The organism is Pontibacter chinhatensis, assembly GCF_900113285.1.
Lineage (GTDB): Bacteria > Bacteroidota > Bacteroidia > Cytophagales > Hymenobacteraceae > Pontibacter > Pontibacter chinhatensis.
Genome location: NZ_FOOT01000001.1, coordinates 498,772 through 514,796, shown reverse-complemented (window position 1 = coordinate 514,796; position 16,025 = coordinate 498,772). Strand labels below are relative to the sequence as shown.

Here is a 16,025-nt window from a genome sequence, read left to right as displayed (position 1 = left end):
AGTTTATACTCTTAAATCCACACCCATAGCCAATAAGGCCAGCAGGGCAATTCCCAGTGCAATTCTGTAGTAGCCAAATAGCTTAAAGCCATACTTTGTCAGGAAGCTGATAAAGAACCTGATGGCGATCATAGCTACGATAAAGGCCACAAAATTACCAACCAGCAAGAGCTGCAGGTCATCTGAGGTAATAACTTTGAAGCTGTTCTGTATTTTAACGAGGTCAAAGCTCAAAAGGTCAGAGATTTCCAAGCCTAGCAGGTCAGTCAGAAGTTTGTAGGTGCCAGCCGCCAGCATGGTGGGCACGGCCAGGAAAAAGGAAAACTCCGCTGCCGTTTTTCTGTCTACGCCCTGGGCCAGGCCGCCCACAATAGAGGCCGCCGACCTGGAAACGCCCGGAATCATGGCCAGACATTGTGCCAGGCCTATCAAAAAAGCATTCTTGTAGGTTACTTTCTCGCTGTTAGCGTGGCGGAACCATTTGTCTACAAACAGCAGTACCACGCCGCCCACCAGCAGCATAATGGCTGTTATCAGAACGCTCTCCAGCATGCTGTCAATGATGTCGTTGAAGAGAAAGCCCAACAAAGCCGCCGGCACAAAGGCAATCAGCAATTTAAAATAAAAATCGGTGCTCTGCAGGAAACGGCGCCAGTAAAGCACCACTACCGACAGGATAGCTCCAAACTGTATGTTTACGGTAAAAATCTTTGTTATCGGCAACTCGTTAATGCCCATTAGGCTGGAGGCGATAATCATGTGTCCTGTAGAGGAAATAGGTAAGAACTCGGTTAGTCCTTCAACGATGGCTAAAATAATAGCCTGCCAAACACTCATTTATTCTTTGGTTTTATCCTTTGCCATGATGGCGAAAAATTCAATAGCGAAACCGGCTAGCACTACCAGCGGGCCCAGCGTGATACCCAGGAAGCCAAGGCCATACTGCTCCTTGTCCAGGGTCATGATAAAGAAACCAAGTGCCAGAACGGCAATTCCTGCCAGCATCAGCACATAGTTCTTCTTGCCAAAGGCGAGGTTGTTTTTCTTATCCTCCATTATATTAGTATAGTTCGTCTAAAGACATACCCAAGTACTTGCGCACGGCACGGTAAGAGCTCATAAAGCCAATAATCATACCCAGTATCACCAGCGCACCCATCAGGATGTAGGTTTGTTCATCGTTGCGGAGCAGCTGCAGTTCAGTGATTTCGTTATAGGCATAGTGCATCAGGCCGAAGATTAGCACAGAAGCCAGAATACCACTTGCCATGCCTTGCCAGGCCGCGCGCTTCAGGAAGGGACGCTGTATGAAGAATGAGGTGGCGCCAACCAGTTGCATGCTGCGTATCAAGAAACGCTGCGAGTAGAGTGCCAGCTTGATGGTGTTGTTTATCAGGATAATAACCACCAGCACAAGTATAGCAGCAAAACCCAGCAGTATGATGCTGATCTTGCGGATGTTCTGGTTAATGGACTCAATCAGGCTCTCCACGTACTGCACCTCATACACACCCTCAATCTCCTCCAGGTCTGATTTTATACTTTTAAGCATGGCGGAGCTGGAGTGGTTGGCATCGATACGCAGCACGTAAGCATCGCGCAGGGGGTTATCGCCTAGAAAGGCCATAAAGTCTTCGCCGGTTTCATCCAGAAACGCCTTGGCTCCTTCTTCCTTGGAAATGTAACGCACCTGCGCCGTGTCGTTCTGGAAGGCGATGTATTCTTTGGCGGCAAAGGCTTTTTGCAGCCTTACCCGCTGCACCTCCGTCAGGTCGCGGTCCAGGTATACCTGCATTTCTATACTTTCCTTTACCCGTTGGGACAGCTTCTCCGCGTGGATGAGCAGCAACCCGAACACACCGATTACAAAGAGGGCCAGCGTAATGCTGAACACCACCATCAGGTGCGGGTAGTTACCCAGTTTCTTCTTTTTAATGTGCTTTACTTTCGTTGCCATAGCGCTTGCCTTGCTCACAAAATTAGAAATATATTTCACAAATGTGCAGCGTAGGGCACAAAGCGGCTAAAATTAGATGCTATACTATAATTCCAGTCGCGGGTCAGAGTCAAGTATAATCCGGTCCCGCTCCATTTCAAGGCGTTGCTGGCGCCGGGCCTTTTTCTCACTGCGGAACAGGTCGCGCAGGTTATCAAAGCGTTTGGTGTGCAGCAAGCTTATACTTTGGCTTTGGGTGATGCGTCTGGTAAAAAGATTAGGGGTGGAGCTATATTCCAGGCGCGCCCGTAGCTCACCGGTTTGTGAAATGTAGTAATCAAGCATCCAATCACCTACGTATGTGCCCGAGTCTCTCGTGTTATTATTGCGAGTGGTTCCAAAACCGGTTTCGCTGGTCACACGCAAACGCCCTTGAAAGAAAGTATAGCTCAGGCGTACCTGGAGGGCCGCCAGGGCATCCGTTCCCAAGCTTCCCAAGCCTATGTCTACTTCCAGGTTCGTATCGAGGTTGTTGAAAAAGTTGTTCAGCTGTCCGGAGAGGAGGCTTCCCAGACTTCCACCCACGGCGCCTGCTCCAACGCCGCCATCAAATGCCAGAGTTCCCTGTGGGGAGAGACGCTGCAATACCAGTAAACTAAACACCTGGCGGTTCAGCTCACTCTCATCGCTCTTAATAGAGTTGATGATAGGGTATAGGAGGGGAGAGGACTGCACTTCCTGCGGCAACTGGTCGAAACTGAGACCGAGTTGAATCTGCGGGGTGAGCAAGGGGCCACGTAGGTCTATCTGGGCGGTCACTGGATAACGCCCTGAATAATCCCCTTCGACAAGTTGGCTGAATGAAGCCATCTGTGTATAATTGGCGCGCATATCCAACACGCCGGCAGTTGGGTCGCCGTTCCAGGTGATGGTGCCACCCGGCACTACCCGGAATTCGCGCGTGAGCAGGCCTTCGAGCAGGTTGAGGTTATAAGCGCCCTGGGTAATCTCGAAGGTGCCATACATGTTAAAGTCGCCGCGTGTGTCGATGGTCATCTGGATATCGCCGTTACCAGAGCCCCGGATCACGTCCCCAGTGGTGCGGTCGATGATAATCTCGAAGTATGCGTTGTCGGTTACATCCAAATTAAAGTCCAGGTTGATGCCGGACAGGTCCACGTTGCGGGTTTCAGCCTCTACCTTCACGCCGGTGCTCACCTCTGGGTTGTTGTTTACAAAGCGGATAAAGTCTTTCCTGGAGACATCGGTCTGGTAATCGAGCGGCAGCACGATGCGGGTGTTAGCGTCGCTGCGGGCATTTACACGTACCTGCAGGTTAGTGGTAGGGCCCAGCACGCTGGCCGAGCCGGTAGCAAAGGCAGTTCCGTAAAACAGCTCGTTCTGGGCCTCGGTGGTGTTCAGCACCATAAAGTTGCGGTAGCGCGCGTCCAGGTCTATTACCATGTTCCGGAACCCGTCGTGGGCAATACCCCCGGTAACCGTGGCCTTGTTGCCGAACAGGTCCTGCAACTGCGCGTTACGGAAGCTGATGCTGTTCGGGCCAAAGTAAATGCGATCGGAGAAGCGGTAGGTGGTGTTGAGGTAATTAAAGGTGAACTGCCCGCCTGTAACCATCACCGAGCCCTTCAGCACCGGGTAGTCCAGGTTGCCCAGGATGCGGATACGGCCCTCCATGTCGCCGTTCAGGTTGGAGAAAAGCCCGGTCAGCACGGGCTCCACCAGCTTCAGGTTCGCCTGGTCGAGGACAGCCAGCAAGTCGAGCTGGTCTTCCTCCACCTGCGGGTTATAGAAGCCAGTGAGCGAGAGCACTTTTTTAGCGTTGCGCTGAATACCTACGTCCACCGAGGCCCTTTGCTTGGCGCGTGTCCAGTCGGTGCTGCCCACCACATCCCCGATAAACACGTTGTCCAGGAAGAAAGAATCAACCTGCATGGCTGCATTGATGGCACCCTCTCCGTAAAAATCTTGTGCCGTGAGCTCAGCCGATACCACGCCAGCCAGCTTCATGGGTAGGAGCGGGTTCAGGTTTCCTAGCTTAAAATTCTCCACGTTCAGTACCAAGCGGCTGTTCGGACTACGCGATAGCTCGCCATTGGCGCTGATGACCTGGTTCTGGTTGGTGAGGGCAAAGTTCTCGAATAGCAGTTTTTTGCCGGCCTCGGCTATATAAATGGTGTTACCGGGCACAAAAGCCCAGACGTTCTGCTGCAGGGTGATGTCCGACTGGTCAAAGACGATCTGGATCTGGTTCTGAAGAAAGTTGAGGTCGCCGGTGATAAGGGCGCGGTTCTGCTGCTGGGGCTGACGCACGCTGGTGGCAAACTGTATGGTGCGCTCGCTCCAGATGCCTTCCACAAAGAAATTCTGAGTGGCTCCTGCACCTGGTACTTCCTGCCGCTCGGATGTGAAGAGGGCCGCGGCCAGCACATCCGGGTTGTCCAGCATTTTAGAAGTATTCAGCTCGACGTTGTTGCCATACAAAGTATAACTGTCATATACGATCGTGTCAATGGCGGCATAGAGCTCAAGTATGGCGGTGGCATCGTGTCGGAAGGAGCCCTCTACATGAGAGCTGTCGGAGATAGTTAGCGCTGGCAGGAACAGATCCAGTATGGGGTTCGCCTTCTTCAGGTTCAGGCTATAGTTTACCGCATATTCGCTGGCGGTGCTCCGCTGCTTGCGGCCATAATAAGCGGCAGTGGCTGCATCGTTGCTCTCAAAGTTAAGTTTATACTCCTGCACCAGGGTTTTCAGGTCTTCTATCAGGGTAGTATAATTGAAGTTGCCGTCTACTTTTAAATCCAGCAGGTTAGAGTATAAATCAAGGGATCGCTGCCCCGCACTTATCTCGGAGGAAACAAGTATGGAATCCAGGGAAAGGCTGTTGCCGTTGTAGCGGACGGAGGCGCTATCCAGGCGGGCGGTACCTTCAAAGTCGTCTAATCTTAGCCCTTTGAAATTTAGGTTAGCCTGAGCGCTGATCAGAAAAGGCTCCTGCGTCAGTTGCAGTGCCTGCAGGTTCACGCGTTCCAGGTCCGCCACCATGTTAAAAGCCTTCTGTCGCTCGGCAAGGTTTACTTTTCCGCTCGCCGTAAACATCAGGTTCGGGTCGTTGATGGAGACATCGCCTGTGAACACCTGCTGCTGCAGTACGCCATCAGCTTTGATGTTTTGATAGTTATAGCCCAGGAGCTGTATTTGCCGGATGTCTACGTTGGCCTTTACATTGGCTGATTTAAGGGTAAAGCCGGAGCCCTGCAGGCGGCCGCTCATGGAGATGGTGCTAATTTGGTCTTCTGCGGCCAGTAAACGGCCGAGGTTAAAGCCGTTGGTGGTGACAAAGCCGCTGTAGGAGGGGGTGCGGGTGTTGTCATCTATTTTAAGGTTGATATCGGATCGCAGGTTGCCCAGGGCTGTGCCGAACTCCCCGTTGGCCACAAAGTCGTTGTAGAAGCCCAGGAAGCGCCCCTCTAGCCGCACAGTGCCCAGACGAGAGGCCATCTGATAGGCCTCCTGCGGCAGAAACTGTTTCAGGTCCTCAGCGCTGATGGTGGAGGACTTCAGGCGTAGGTTGGCAAAGGTCTCCTTAAAGTTGGGCAGGCCGTCGGCGTTGATGCTGCCAACAATATGCGTGTTGCGGCCATACTTCAAATCCACGTCCGTAGCCGCAAAATCCCTGACGTAGCCCCTTAGACTCAATGAGTTTACCTGCAGCACCTCATCATAGTCTTTCAACTGGGGTGCAAATACTGCAATGTCTTGTGCGTATACTTTGCTGTTCTCCAAATCGGCCGTCATCCGCACACTGTCAATAAACTCTGAGAAGTTACCGAAAGTGCTATAGTCGAAGCGGACGTGGTTCTGCAGGTTACTTTCGTTTACCTGCAAATCAAGCGCGTCCCACTCCCAAAAGGTGGAGGCGTAGGTCATGCGCGTGTCCAGGTTGTGCAGGTTAGTTCCAGAGTTTTTCTCCAGTGCCTGCAGGCCGGTCACACGCACCTTAAGCGTATCCTCCAGCTGGATCTCATCAAACCTACCGTTCAGGTTAGTGATGGCCAGGTGGCGGTAATCCATACCGTACTCGGCACGGGGGAAGTTGAAGTCGTCGTAGGTGAAGCTGCCGTTTTGGATAACCAGCTCGCCCAGTTCGAACTGGAATGGCTTGGATGCTTTGGTGGTGTCTTTTACAAACAAATCCTGCATGGCCTTGATGAAGGAGGTCAGGTTCAGGCTGTCTGCGCCCTCATACTTTACCAGGTTGGCCCGCGGCTCCTGCAGCTCGAGAGTGCCTATACTTAGGTTGTTTGGATTGAAGATGGAGAAGGCGTCAATATTGGCCACGGCACGGCCCACGTAGAAAAGCTCCTGCTCGTGGTTGTCTTTTACCTGCAGTTGCTCCAGCACCACGTTACTGAAAAACTCAATGTCTATGCGGCCCACGCTTACTTCGTGCTTGGTGGCCTTGGAGAGGTAGGCCGCCACTTCCTGGGCCACCCGGGTCTGCACGCCGGGAAGCCGTATGGCAACGAAAACTGCCGCAAAAACCAGGAAAAGGAACAGGAACAGCCCCAAAACTATTTTTAGAATAGCTTTTCCTATAACTTTGAAGTAATTTATTGACTGTTCTTTTTCCAAAGATGATAGAACCTACAATACTAGCGATAGAATCTTCCTGCGACGAGACCTCCGCCGCGGTTATCCGTGGGGGCAAGGTGTTGTCGAATATCGTAAACACACAGGCCGTGCACGAGCAGTATGGCGGTGTGGTTCCTGAGCTGGCTTCCAGAGCCCATCAGCAGAACATTATACCGGTGGTTTCTCAGGCCTTGCTTACGGCAAATGTAGCAAAAAGTGAGCTAAATGCAGTTGCCTTCACGCGCGGGCCAGGGCTTTTGGGCGCGCTGCTCGTGGGTTGCTCCTTTGCCAAGTCGTTTGCGCTGGGTCTGGGTATCCCTTTAATTGAGGTAAACCACATGCAGGCGCACATTCTGGCCCATTTTATTGATGATCCCAAGCCGCAGTTCCCCTTCCTTTGCCTGACCGTGAGCGGTGGCCATACCCAGATTGTGCTTGTAAAAGACCACCTGGATATGGAGATTATCGGGCAAACCACCGATGATGCCGTGGGAGAGGCCTTCGACAAGACAGCCAAGATGCTGGGCCTTCCGTACCCGGGCGGTCCGATGCTCGACAAAATGGCCGCACAGGGTAACCCGAATGCCTTTGAGTTTCCGGTAGGCAACATGCCCGAGTATAACTTCTCGTTCAGCGGCATTAAAACTTCGGTTTTATACTTCCTCAGAGATAAAACGAAAGAGAACCCCGATTTTGTGCAGGACAACCTGGCGGATATTTGTGCTAGCGTGCAGAAAACGCTTATTAAAACCCTGCTCAAGAAACTGAAGCAGGCCTCCAGGGATTTAGGCATTCGTGAGATAGCCATTGCCGGTGGTGTGTCGGCTAATTCCGGTCTGCGCAGAACGCTGCAAGAGTATGCAGTAAAGCATAACTGGAATGTGTATATCCCCGCGTTTCAGTACTGCACCGATAATGCAGGTATGATTGCCATAGCGGCTCACTACCAGTACCTTAAAGGCGACTTCGCCACCCAGTACGTAAGCCCCGATCCGAGACTGAGGTTTTAAAGTTAGAGAGTTTTGGAGTTAGAGAGTTAGAAAGTTTGGGATTTAGAAAGTCAAGATAGCAGCGGACGAAGTAGCGGTATTTAACCTGATTATCCTGCTAATACTTTTATCCTGTAAGTCCTGATTCTAACAACTAATAACGAACAACGAATAACGATGATCAAACCCGGCGACACCCGAACGTATGTAAAGCATGTAACAGCGGCAGACTTTGCCCGTTTTGATGATGGCCTGGTGCATGCGGTTTGCTCTACCTTTTCGCTGGCGCAGGCTGCCGAGTGGGCGGGCCGCTTGTTTGTGCTGGAGCTGAAAGCAGAGGATGAAGAGGGGGTAGGTACCTGCTTAACTATCAACCATAAAGCACCTGCCTTTGAAGGAGAGGATGTGGTGATTGTGGCCACGCTCGAAAAGTATGAAGGGAATGAGGTAATTTGCAGCTACACGGCAAAAGTGGGAGACAGACTGGTGGCCGAAGGAGAAACCGGTCAGAAAATTTTGAAAAAAGAAAAACTGGCGAAAATTTTGGCGCCGAAGCAAGTATAAATGGCGAAAGAGAAAGACAGAATAAAGAAACACGTTAACATCGTTAACCGCAAAGCCTCGTTCGAGTATCAGTTCCTCGAGAAGTATACTGCTGGCATCATGCTGATGGGTACCGAGATCAAATCGATACGCGAAGGTAAGGTGAACATGCAGGATGGTTATTGCGTGTTTACGCGCGGCGAGCTGTGGCTGCACAACGTGCACATCTCCACCTATACCGAAGGAACCCACTACAACCACGAGCCCATGCGTACCCGCAAGCTACTGCTCAACAAGAACGAGCTGCGCAAACTGGAGCGCGGAGCCGAGGAGCAGGGGGTAACTATCATCCCGACACGTGTTTACATAAACGACCGTGGCTTCGCTAAAGTAGAGGTTGCGCTGGCCCGTGGTAAGAAGTTGTACGACAAGCGGGAAGACATCAAAGCCAAAGATGTAAAGCGCGACATGGAGCGCAGCGGATATTAGGAATTTTGAATGAGCGATTGAGTGAATGTGTGAATAGCTGTATATTTGTTCTAAAGCCTTTTTAAGGCCAAAAAGTATAGATTTATACTTCCGCCATACTTTACACACACTGATACAATCTCTCTTTTGCTCACTTAAAATTCATTCAATCACTCATTCACTCATTCAAAATTAAACTATTGTGGACTACGGAATAGGTATGCTGAGTGTGGTGCCCATGCGCGCCGAGACATCTGACAAAGCTGAAATTGTGACGCAGCTAACCTTTGGGGAGTGCTATGAGGTGGTGGGGCGCGATGGTAACTGGCTGCAGCTGCAACTGGCCGCCGACGGCTACCGTGGTTGGATAGATGCGAAGCAGCATGCGCCCGTATCCGCAGACTATTACAAAGAGTGGTGCAGCACCCAACACCCACGCGCCATGGACCTGGTGCAGATGGTAAGCAACGCTGATGTGCGCATCCCGGTAGGCATAGGCTGTTACCTGCCCTTCTTTGATGGCATGAGTATACGGGTTGGCGAGGAGCGGTACCAGTACACGGGCAGGGCTTCCAATCCTTCTTCTACTGCGACGGCTGCCCAACTACTTAAAGTAGCAAACAATTTTTTGAAGGCGCCCTATTTGTGGGGTGGAAAGTCTATTTTCGGGATTGACTGCTCTGGATTTACACAGCTGGTATTTGGTATTTGCGGCTACCAACTGCCCCGCGATGCCTACCAGCAGGTGAGCCACGGCGAGGAGGTGCACTTTGTAACGCAGGCCCAGCCCGGAGATCTGGCCTACTTTTCTAACCCGGAGGGGCGTATTACACATGTGGGGTTGGTGTTGGAGGGGCAGCAGATCATGCACGCTCACGGCGAAGTGCGGATCGACACCCTCGATCATAATGGCATCTACAACGCAGAACGCAAGCGTTACTCTCATAACCTTCGCATTATCAAGCGCATTCATTTTTAATTCGCGGCCGATTTCTTTGCGCCTTGTGTTACAGGTTTCCGGCGAAATCCGTAAAAGAGTGGGCGAAAAAGCAGAAATCGGTTATGAAAGACAAAGTACTCATCCTTAACCAAGACTACAGTGCCATTGCTGTATGCTCGGTACAGCGGGCCTTTTTGCTGGTTTTCCTATGCAAAGCGGAGGTCATCACCAAATCAGATGGAAACTTTCTGCATACTGTAACAGTAGCCTATCCCGTTCCCTCTATCATCCGGCTGCAGCGCTACGTGCGGGTACCTTATTTCGGCATAGCCCTGAATCGCCATAATGTTATGCGGCGCGATAACTTTACCTGCCAGTACTGCGGCTCATCCAAGCACCTGACGCTGGACCACCTTTTGCCGCGTTCCAGGGGAGGGGAGTCTAAGTGGCAGAACCTGGTAACTGCCTGCTCCCGCTGTAACTCCCGCAAGGGCGACCGCACCCCTGAAGAAGCCGGCCTGAAGTTGCTCAGCAAACCTACCCGTCCCTCGCTGCGAACCTTTCTGCAGCAACACCTCAGCCCCGGTAACTATGACTGGGAAACTTACCTGGGAGCGGCCTATTAACTGTACTATATGGTTGCTAATATCTTTAGCTGCCATTGTGTAACTGGTTAATAATCTGCCTACAATGAGGCTATTGCTTTAGTTTTTGTCTAAGATTTAAAATAGTAAAGTATAGAGAATGCTACTTTAGGCTCCAGAAGTTTAAATCAGTTGTTCTTTATATTTCCTAAGTACCGAGAAGAGTACCTTTCTTGTCTTCCAGTCTTTGGAGTTGCTTATGTTGCATGCTTCAGAAGGGATAGGGTGCTTAGATTATGTTAAGTGAAGTGTAGCTCAAATTCGGTGCATTTCTACTTGCAGTACCGGGCCCAACCACCCCTAACCCCTCCTTGGCTAAGGCGGGGAGTCTGTAACTGCCATTTCCAAAGTATAAGCTTTGTAGCTGCTGGTATCGTGTGTTCAGGTCACGACCTCGCCCTGCAAAGTATAAACCCACCCCTCAGAGCTGCGCTCGCTAGCTCAAAACTCCCGTTTTAGCTAGTCCAGAGGAGGGGAATTATACTTATTACTTTCAGTGTCATCTCGAGCATTTCAGTGTCATCTCGAGCAGCGAGAGAATTGAGTGGAATTTAAAATAGATCTCTCCCAAAGGTCGAGATGACAGCAGGGGCAGAAGCTATCGAACTGTTTCCCAGCCTTTGGGTTGAGCGCCTCGAGAGGTTCCGGTGCCTGCAAGGCAGCCCGAGGGCAGGAAGCGAAAGCAGCGCGATGCCCTTATCGAGGGCCCCTACCCCCAAGGCGAGGCCTCCCGGCCTGGGAGGGCAGAAAGCCAGAGATGCAACAATAGGTATGTGGGAACTAGAGGATGAACGGCAGCTAGTAAGGATAGCTTGGTTCAAGTTGCGGGAAGCGGCGGCTAGGAAAGTATAGCCCAAGTATAAAAAGACACGAGCCACAAGCTCGCGCTAGCGAAAGTATAAACCAGCAAGTATAGCCGAAGTATAGTATAAAGTATGGCTTTTCAAGCCAGTTGGGTTACAAACCAAACATCATGATAGGCACGGGTTGCAAACTCGCGCCAGCGGGGGTATGTAAAGTATAGCAGCGATATATAATTACATATGGGCAAGTATAAAATCCTGCTCATCCATGCATCCTGTAAATCTTGATCCAAGCAAGTATAAATCGGCATCCGAAAGTATAAACCATTATTCCCCGGCTACTAAGTTCTTAACTAAGCTTACTTATTTTCTCATGCAACTCACTTAAAGTGTATTACTATAGTAGCTTCTTGTAGTATTTCCCGAATTTTATACTTACTTTTGCGGTTCATTCGGTTGAATGGCCTCAGGTGCTGTGCCTGAGTATGTTACACTAAACCAAACCGGCCCATTGCTCTAAGCCGGTGGCTATACCAGAGCAGCAAAAGCAATATGAGTAATTCTCCAGAAAATTTCGACTGGGACAAGTTTGAGTCTCAGGGTTTCGGCGCCGGCTACAGCAAGGAAGAAAAAGCCGAAATGGAAAAAATGTATGACGACACCCTGACTACCGTACAGGAGCAGGAGGTTGTTACCGGAACCGTGGTAGGTATCACTGATCGTGACGTGATCCTGAACATCGGTTTCAAATCAGACGGTCTGGTGCCGGTTTCTGAATTCAGAGACATGCCTGACCTGAAGCCTGGCGACCAGGTAGAAGTATTCATCGAAGACCAGGAAGACCCGAACGGTCAGCTTATCTTGTCTCGCAAGAAAGCCAAAATCGTTAGCGCCTGGGCTCGTATCTACGACGCGCTTGAGAACGACAACGTTCTGGAGGGTATCGTTAAGAGAAGAACTAAAGGTGGTCTTATCATGGATATCCATGGTGTGGAGGCCTTCTTGCCAGGTTCACAAATCGACGTGAAGCCAATCCGCGACTTCGACGTGTTTGTAGGCAAGAAAATGGAAGTAAAAGTTGTGAAGATCAACGCCGCATTCGACAACGTGGTAGTATCTCACAAAGTGCTTATCGAGAAAGACCTGGAGCAGCAGCGTGCCGCTATCCTGAACAACCTGGAAAAAGGTCAGGTTCTGGAAGGCGTAATCAAGAACATGACAAACTTCGGTGTGTTCATCGACCTTGGTGGCGTAGACGGTCTGCTTCACATCACAGATATTTCTTGGGGACGTATCAACCACCCAGAGGAAGTATTGCAGCTTGACCAGAAAGTACAGATCGTTGTTCTTGACTTTGATGAAGACAAGAAGCGTATCTCCTTGGGCATGAAGCAGCTTACTCCACATCCGTGGGATGCACTTCCTGCTGAGATTGAGGTTGGTTCTCGCGTTAAAGGTAAAATCGTAAACGTGGCTGACTACGGTGCGTTCCTGGAGCTGATGCCAGGCGTTGAGGGTCTGATCCACGTTTCTGAAATGAGCTGGTCACAGCACCTGCGCAACCCACAGGACTTCATCAAGCAAGGCGACGAGGTTGAGGCAGTTGTGCTGACACTGGACCGCGAAGAGCGTAAGATGTCTCTGGGCATTAAGCAGCTTACTGAAGATCCATGGACGAAAGAAGACGTTATCACGAAGTATGCCGTTGGCACCAAGCACACTGGCATCGTTCGTAACCTGACGAACTTCGGTCTGTTCCTGGAGCTGGAAGAAGGTGTAGACGGCCTGGTACACGTATCTGACCTGAGCTGGACGAAGAAGATCAAGCACCCATCTGAGTTCGTGAAAGTTGGTGAGAACCTGGACGTAGTTGTTCTGGAGCTGGACGTAGCTAACAGAAGACTGGCCCTGGGTCACAAGCAGCTGGAGGAGAACCCATGGGATACATTTGAGTCTGTATTCAATGTAGGTTCAGTTCACAAAGCTACTGTACTTGAGAAGTCAGACAGAGGCGCTACACTGGAGCTGCCTTACGGCATCGAAGGTTTCTCTTTCCCTAAAGGACTTCAGAAAGAAGACGGTTCTCAGGTAGAGGCAGGCGAGAGCCTTGAGTTCAAGGTAACTGAGTTCTCTAAGGATGACCGTAAGATCATTCTTTCTCACACAGCCACGCACTCTGAAGTAGATGCTGCAAGAACTGCAAGAGCTACTAAGAAAGCTGCTCCAGCTGGCGAGAAAAAAGATAAAGCTCCTAAAGTACAGAAAGAGGCCGAGAACAAGTCTACACTTGGCGACCTGGATGCACTGTCCGCCCTGAAAGAGCAGATGCTGGAGAACGAGAAAGAAGCTGGTGTTAAGAAGTTAGAAGCTGCTGCTGCTAAAAAAGCAAAAGACTCTAACGAAGGCGAAGCTTCTGACGAGGAGAACAATGCTTAATTAATCTTTGAGCTTGTTATACAACAAGAAGGCCCCGGAGCAATCCGGGGCTTTTTTGTTTTTATACTTTATGTGAGTAATTTATAATCTGTTATGCTGCAGGAAAGGTACTTGAGGCTGGTTTTAGTGTTATCAGCTCAGGTTAGAGAGTACGATACCTGCATACATAGTGCAGATAAGCGTAGATTTTCGTTTAGCTGGTAGTTATAGGTAATTTGAATTATGAATCCATCCCTTATTGATGTCATCAAAGATTACCAAAAAACAGCAGACAAAGCAGTGAATATCATTAAGGATGCGTTTCAGGTATCGAATATCATACATGGCTGGCGCAACGGATTATATGAACAAACAGGTGAACTGAAAGAACGGGGCTTGAAATTCTACGCCTTTCATGGTATAGGCTTGGCTGCTCATTTTGCAGATAAGATTGTGGATTTTGATTTTGCATACCTTCCTGAACCAAGACATGATGGGTTTGACCTTTGGCGATTGAAAGGGTTTATTGAAAACCAGTCGAGCAAATATGGAAAGTATCTGGACGAAGGAAAGCTTGAAAAAGAATTTAAAGAATTAGTCGAACAAGGAGTGATTACAAAACCAAACCAAGAATTTTCGACTGAGCTATACTTCTTTAAAGAATCTCTAACTGAATCTCAGCTTTAAGAAAAACTAAAGAACAAAAACTGGTAACCACACCCATAAGCCAGCTACGCCGCCTTTGGCCAAGTCCGTTGTGGGTAATGACAATTAAAAATTGAAGACTTATAAGATGATTATAAAAAGAAGGTTTAACCTTTTGGATGCTCTTTTCTTAGGTTGGTATCACATCCTGGATAAAACCATTTATTCGTTTGGAACAGAAAGAGAAGGTGTTGGTCCGAGAGAGCATTCCTTTTTTATAACCTTCTTATTTCATGGCATTAATGTGTATTCTATTTTAAGTTTTGTTGCCGTTAAGTACTTTGAGATAAACCTCCCACTCTATCCAAGTTTAACCCTTGCTATTATAATTTTCATACTTGGCTATTTTACATACTTTAAAAAATGTAGAGCAAACTGGATATTAAGTATCAACTCAAATAATGGAATGATTTTGTTCTACGCCATAGTTTCACTGGCTTATGTAATAGCTTCGGGATACTTCATGCTCCAAGTTGGGGATTATGTCAGGCTAAAAATGAACATTAACTAAGAACCACAGCCCAGAACAAAGTTCAACCTTAACCCTCGCTATGCTTCGGGCTTCGGCTGCACGAGCACGTTATAAGTAAATAAAATCAAAGAAGTAGGTGGAGAGAGAGCAATTTAAGAGGTTGTAGCCTAAAAGCGATTGGTGGGAGAACACTGCTGGGCTTAGTATATTCTTCTTTTCCTGGTTAGCTACAGCAACTGAAATGAATAGAACTAATGCTAATTCACCAATGGCAATCTTTCTATTCATTCTTGCAAGTGGTGTTCTATATTATGCTGTTTACTCACTTTGGACTGAAAATGAGTTTTTCACCATCAACACTCAACAAGGAGAGAAGGATAATCTGAAACTGGTCGAGAAATCTTTACAAGAGCTTGGATGGAGCTTTACTTGTACGTCAAAAAATGTTGTACATGCAGACATTCGAAGATGGGGAGCAATTGTTCAAAGCGTAGTTTTTGTGGTTGATTACAAAAAGGTGTATATAAATGTAAAGCATAAAGGAACAGGTACTGGTCGGCTTCCTTTCTTCTTCGGTTTAAATAAGAAAAGGAAGAAGCAGTTTCTGGATAAGATATCTTCCTATAGCAAAGTGCATAATTTAGACTTCTGCGCCGCCTCGTCCACATTATAGCACAAGACCGTTAGAAGCAAAGGCTACAAAAAACAATGCTGAAAAAAACAATTCTCATGGAAAGGATATGAAAATAACACCCGACCATAACGAACGGATAGCAAAAATGACTTTTGCCTCGGTGTACCCTCACTATTTGGCAAAGGTGGAGAAAAAGGGTAGGACGAAAGAGGAATTACAACAAGTGATTGAGTGGTTGACAGGGTATGAAGAAAACAAGCTACAGAATCTGATAGATGAAAAAGTAACTTTTGAAACGTTCTTCCAAAATGCAAGGTTAAACCCGAACGCTCACCTCATTACAGGAACAATCTGCGGTTATCGGGTAGAAGACATTGAAAATCCATTAACACAACAAGTAAGGTATCTGGACAGGCTGGTAGACGAATTGGCTAAAGGCAGAAAGATAGAGAAGATCCTGCGGGCGTAGAAAAGCTATTTTGCCAACGGAGCATTCTTGAGTTTAAGAGAGTGGAATTTCACTCCCTAAACAAACTTTCTTTGCTGAACAGGAGAACCTACAAAAACACCCCAAGATATACGCGAACCGGTATGTAACTCCTAAATTCTATTATAAAAATATAGTTTCACAACAATTTGAGCATCAAAGTATAACATGGGCAAGTGCTCAAAACAGCAAAAAATAGTCCGTTAAAGTTTGACAAGTATACTTCTCTGAGTATATTTGCACTCCAATCAAGCAACACGGTAACGTGGCCGAGTGGCTAGGCTCAGCTCTGCAAAAGCTGCTACAGCGGTTCGAATCCGCTCGTTACCTCAA

At 48.7% G+C, this 16,025-nt stretch carries 14 protein-coding genes and 1 tRNA gene; 11 read left to right on the top strand and 4 right to left on the bottom strand.

Going from position 1 to position 16,025, the window contains the following annotated elements:
- Window positions 1–3 precede the first annotated feature (3 nt).
- The 4 genes from BM040_RS02230 to BM040_RS02215 all read right to left on the bottom strand — a co-directional run bounded on the left by BM040_RS02230 (window position 4) and on the right by BM040_RS02215 (window position 6,529).
- Complete coding sequence (locus BM040_RS02230; RefSeq protein ID WP_092098587.1) at window positions 4–837, bottom strand: undecaprenyl-diphosphate phosphatase; 834 nt, start codon at window positions 835–837, stop codon at window positions 4–6.
- Window positions 838–1,056, bottom strand: coding sequence for a DUF3098 domain-containing protein (locus tag BM040_RS02225; protein ID WP_092098585.1), 219 nt, complete (start codon window positions 1,054–1,056; stop codon window positions 838–840).
- A gap of 4 nt (window positions 1,057–1,060) precedes the next feature.
- A complete protein-coding gene (locus BM040_RS02220; RefSeq protein WP_092099439.1) occupies window positions 1,061–1,957 on the bottom strand; it encodes a cell division protein FtsX in 897 nt (298 codons plus the stop codon).
- A gap of 84 nt (window positions 1,958–2,041) precedes the next feature.
- Entirely contained in the window at window positions 2,042–6,529 is a 4,488-nt protein-coding gene (locus BM040_RS02215; RefSeq protein ID WP_092098583.1) for a translocation/assembly module TamB domain-containing protein, read from the bottom strand.
- A 65-nt stretch (window positions 6,530–6,594) separates the two neighbouring features.
- Here BM040_RS02215 and tsaD point away from each other — a divergent pair, with 65 nt between their 5' ends.
- From tsaD to BM040_RS02155, 11 genes are all read left to right on the top strand, one after another.
- On the top strand, window positions 6,595–7,602 hold the full coding sequence (gene tsaD, locus BM040_RS02210) for a tRNA (adenosine(37)-N6)-threonylcarbamoyltransferase complex transferase subunit TsaD (RefSeq protein WP_175490947.1): 1,008 nt from the start codon (window positions 6,595–6,597) through the stop codon (window positions 7,600–7,602).
- Between the two features lie 156 nt (window positions 7,603–7,758).
- A complete protein-coding gene (locus BM040_RS02205) occupies window positions 7,759–8,145 on the top strand; it encodes a thioesterase family protein (RefSeq protein ID WP_092098580.1) in 387 nt (128 codons plus the stop codon).
- On the top strand, window positions 8,146–8,613 hold the full coding sequence (smpB, locus tag BM040_RS02200; protein WP_092098578.1) for an SsrA-binding protein SmpB: 468 nt from the start codon (window positions 8,146–8,148) through the stop codon (window positions 8,611–8,613). It begins immediately after the preceding gene.
- Window positions 8,614–8,794: 181 nt separating this feature from the next.
- Entirely contained in the window at window positions 8,795–9,571 is a 777-nt protein-coding gene (locus BM040_RS02195) for a C40 family peptidase (RefSeq protein WP_245756067.1), read from the top strand.
- Between the two features lie 83 nt (window positions 9,572–9,654).
- On the top strand, window positions 9,655–10,158 hold the full coding sequence (locus BM040_RS02190; RefSeq protein WP_092099437.1) for an HNH endonuclease: 504 nt from the start codon (window positions 9,655–9,657) through the stop codon (window positions 10,156–10,158).
- A 1,373-nt stretch (window positions 10,159–11,531) separates the two neighbouring features.
- On the top strand, window positions 11,532–13,415 hold the full coding sequence (rpsA, locus tag BM040_RS02180) for a 30S ribosomal protein S1 (RefSeq protein ID WP_092098572.1): 1,884 nt from the start codon (window positions 11,532–11,534) through the stop codon (window positions 13,413–13,415).
- Between the two features lie 222 nt (window positions 13,416–13,637).
- Entirely contained in the window at window positions 13,638–14,081 is a 444-nt protein-coding gene (locus tag BM040_RS02175; protein WP_092098570.1) for a DUF6896 domain-containing protein, read from the top strand.
- A 106-nt stretch (window positions 14,082–14,187) separates the two neighbouring features.
- Window positions 14,188–14,610 (top strand): hypothetical protein, encoded by a 423-nt coding sequence (locus BM040_RS02170; protein ID WP_092098568.1) that lies wholly within the window; start codon window positions 14,188–14,190, stop codon window positions 14,608–14,610.
- 202 nt (window positions 14,611–14,812) lie between these two features.
- Entirely contained in the window at window positions 14,813–15,244 is a 432-nt protein-coding gene (locus tag BM040_RS02165; RefSeq protein ID WP_092098566.1) for a hypothetical protein, read from the top strand.
- Between the two features lie 67 nt (window positions 15,245–15,311).
- On the top strand, window positions 15,312–15,674 hold the full coding sequence (locus BM040_RS02160; RefSeq protein ID WP_092098564.1) for a DUF2200 domain-containing protein: 363 nt from the start codon (window positions 15,312–15,314) through the stop codon (window positions 15,672–15,674).
- 277 nt (window positions 15,675–15,951) lie between these two features.
- A tRNA-Cys gene (locus tag BM040_RS02155) sits at window positions 15,952–16,022 on the top strand.
- Window positions 16,023–16,025 lie beyond the last annotated feature (3 nt).

Bases quoted from the DNA above. Each gene is read 5' to 3' on its own strand.
- BM040_RS02160 (WP_092098564.1), top strand. From the start codon at position 15,312: ATGAAAATAACACCCGACCATAACGAACGGATAGCAAAAATGACTTTT.
- BM040_RS02205 (WP_092098580.1), top strand. From the start codon at position 7,759: ATGATCAAACCCGGCGACACCCGAACGTATGTAAAGCATGTAACAGCG.
- BM040_RS02190 (WP_092099437.1), top strand. From the start codon at position 9,655: ATGAAAGACAAAGTACTCATCCTTAACCAAGACTACAGTGCCATTGCT.
- smpB (WP_092098578.1), top strand. From the start codon at position 8,146: ATGGCGAAAGAGAAAGACAGAATAAAGAAACACGTTAACATCGTTAAC.
- BM040_RS02165 (WP_092098566.1), top strand. From the start codon at position 14,813: ATGAATAGAACTAATGCTAATTCACCAATGGCAATCTTTCTATTCATT.
- tsaD (WP_175490947.1), top strand. From the start codon at position 6,595: ATGATAGAACCTACAATACTAGCGATAGAATCTTCCTGCGACGAGACC.
- BM040_RS02175 (WP_092098570.1), top strand. From the start codon at position 13,638: ATGAATCCATCCCTTATTGATGTCATCAAAGATTACCAAAAAACAGCA.
- BM040_RS02230 (WP_092098587.1), bottom strand. From the start codon at position 837: ATGAGTGTTTGGCAGGCTATTATTTTAGCCATCGTTGAAGGACTAACC.
- BM040_RS02170 (WP_092098568.1), top strand. From the start codon at position 14,188: ATGATTATAAAAAGAAGGTTTAACCTTTTGGATGCTCTTTTCTTAGGT.
- rpsA (WP_092098572.1), top strand. From the start codon at position 11,532: ATGAGTAATTCTCCAGAAAATTTCGACTGGGACAAGTTTGAGTCTCAG.
- BM040_RS02225 (WP_092098585.1), bottom strand. From the start codon at position 1,056: ATGGAGGATAAGAAAAACAACCTCGCCTTTGGCAAGAAGAACTATGTG.
- BM040_RS02220 (WP_092099439.1), bottom strand. From the start codon at position 1,957: ATGGCAACGAAAGTAAAGCACATTAAAAAGAAGAAACTGGGTAACTAC.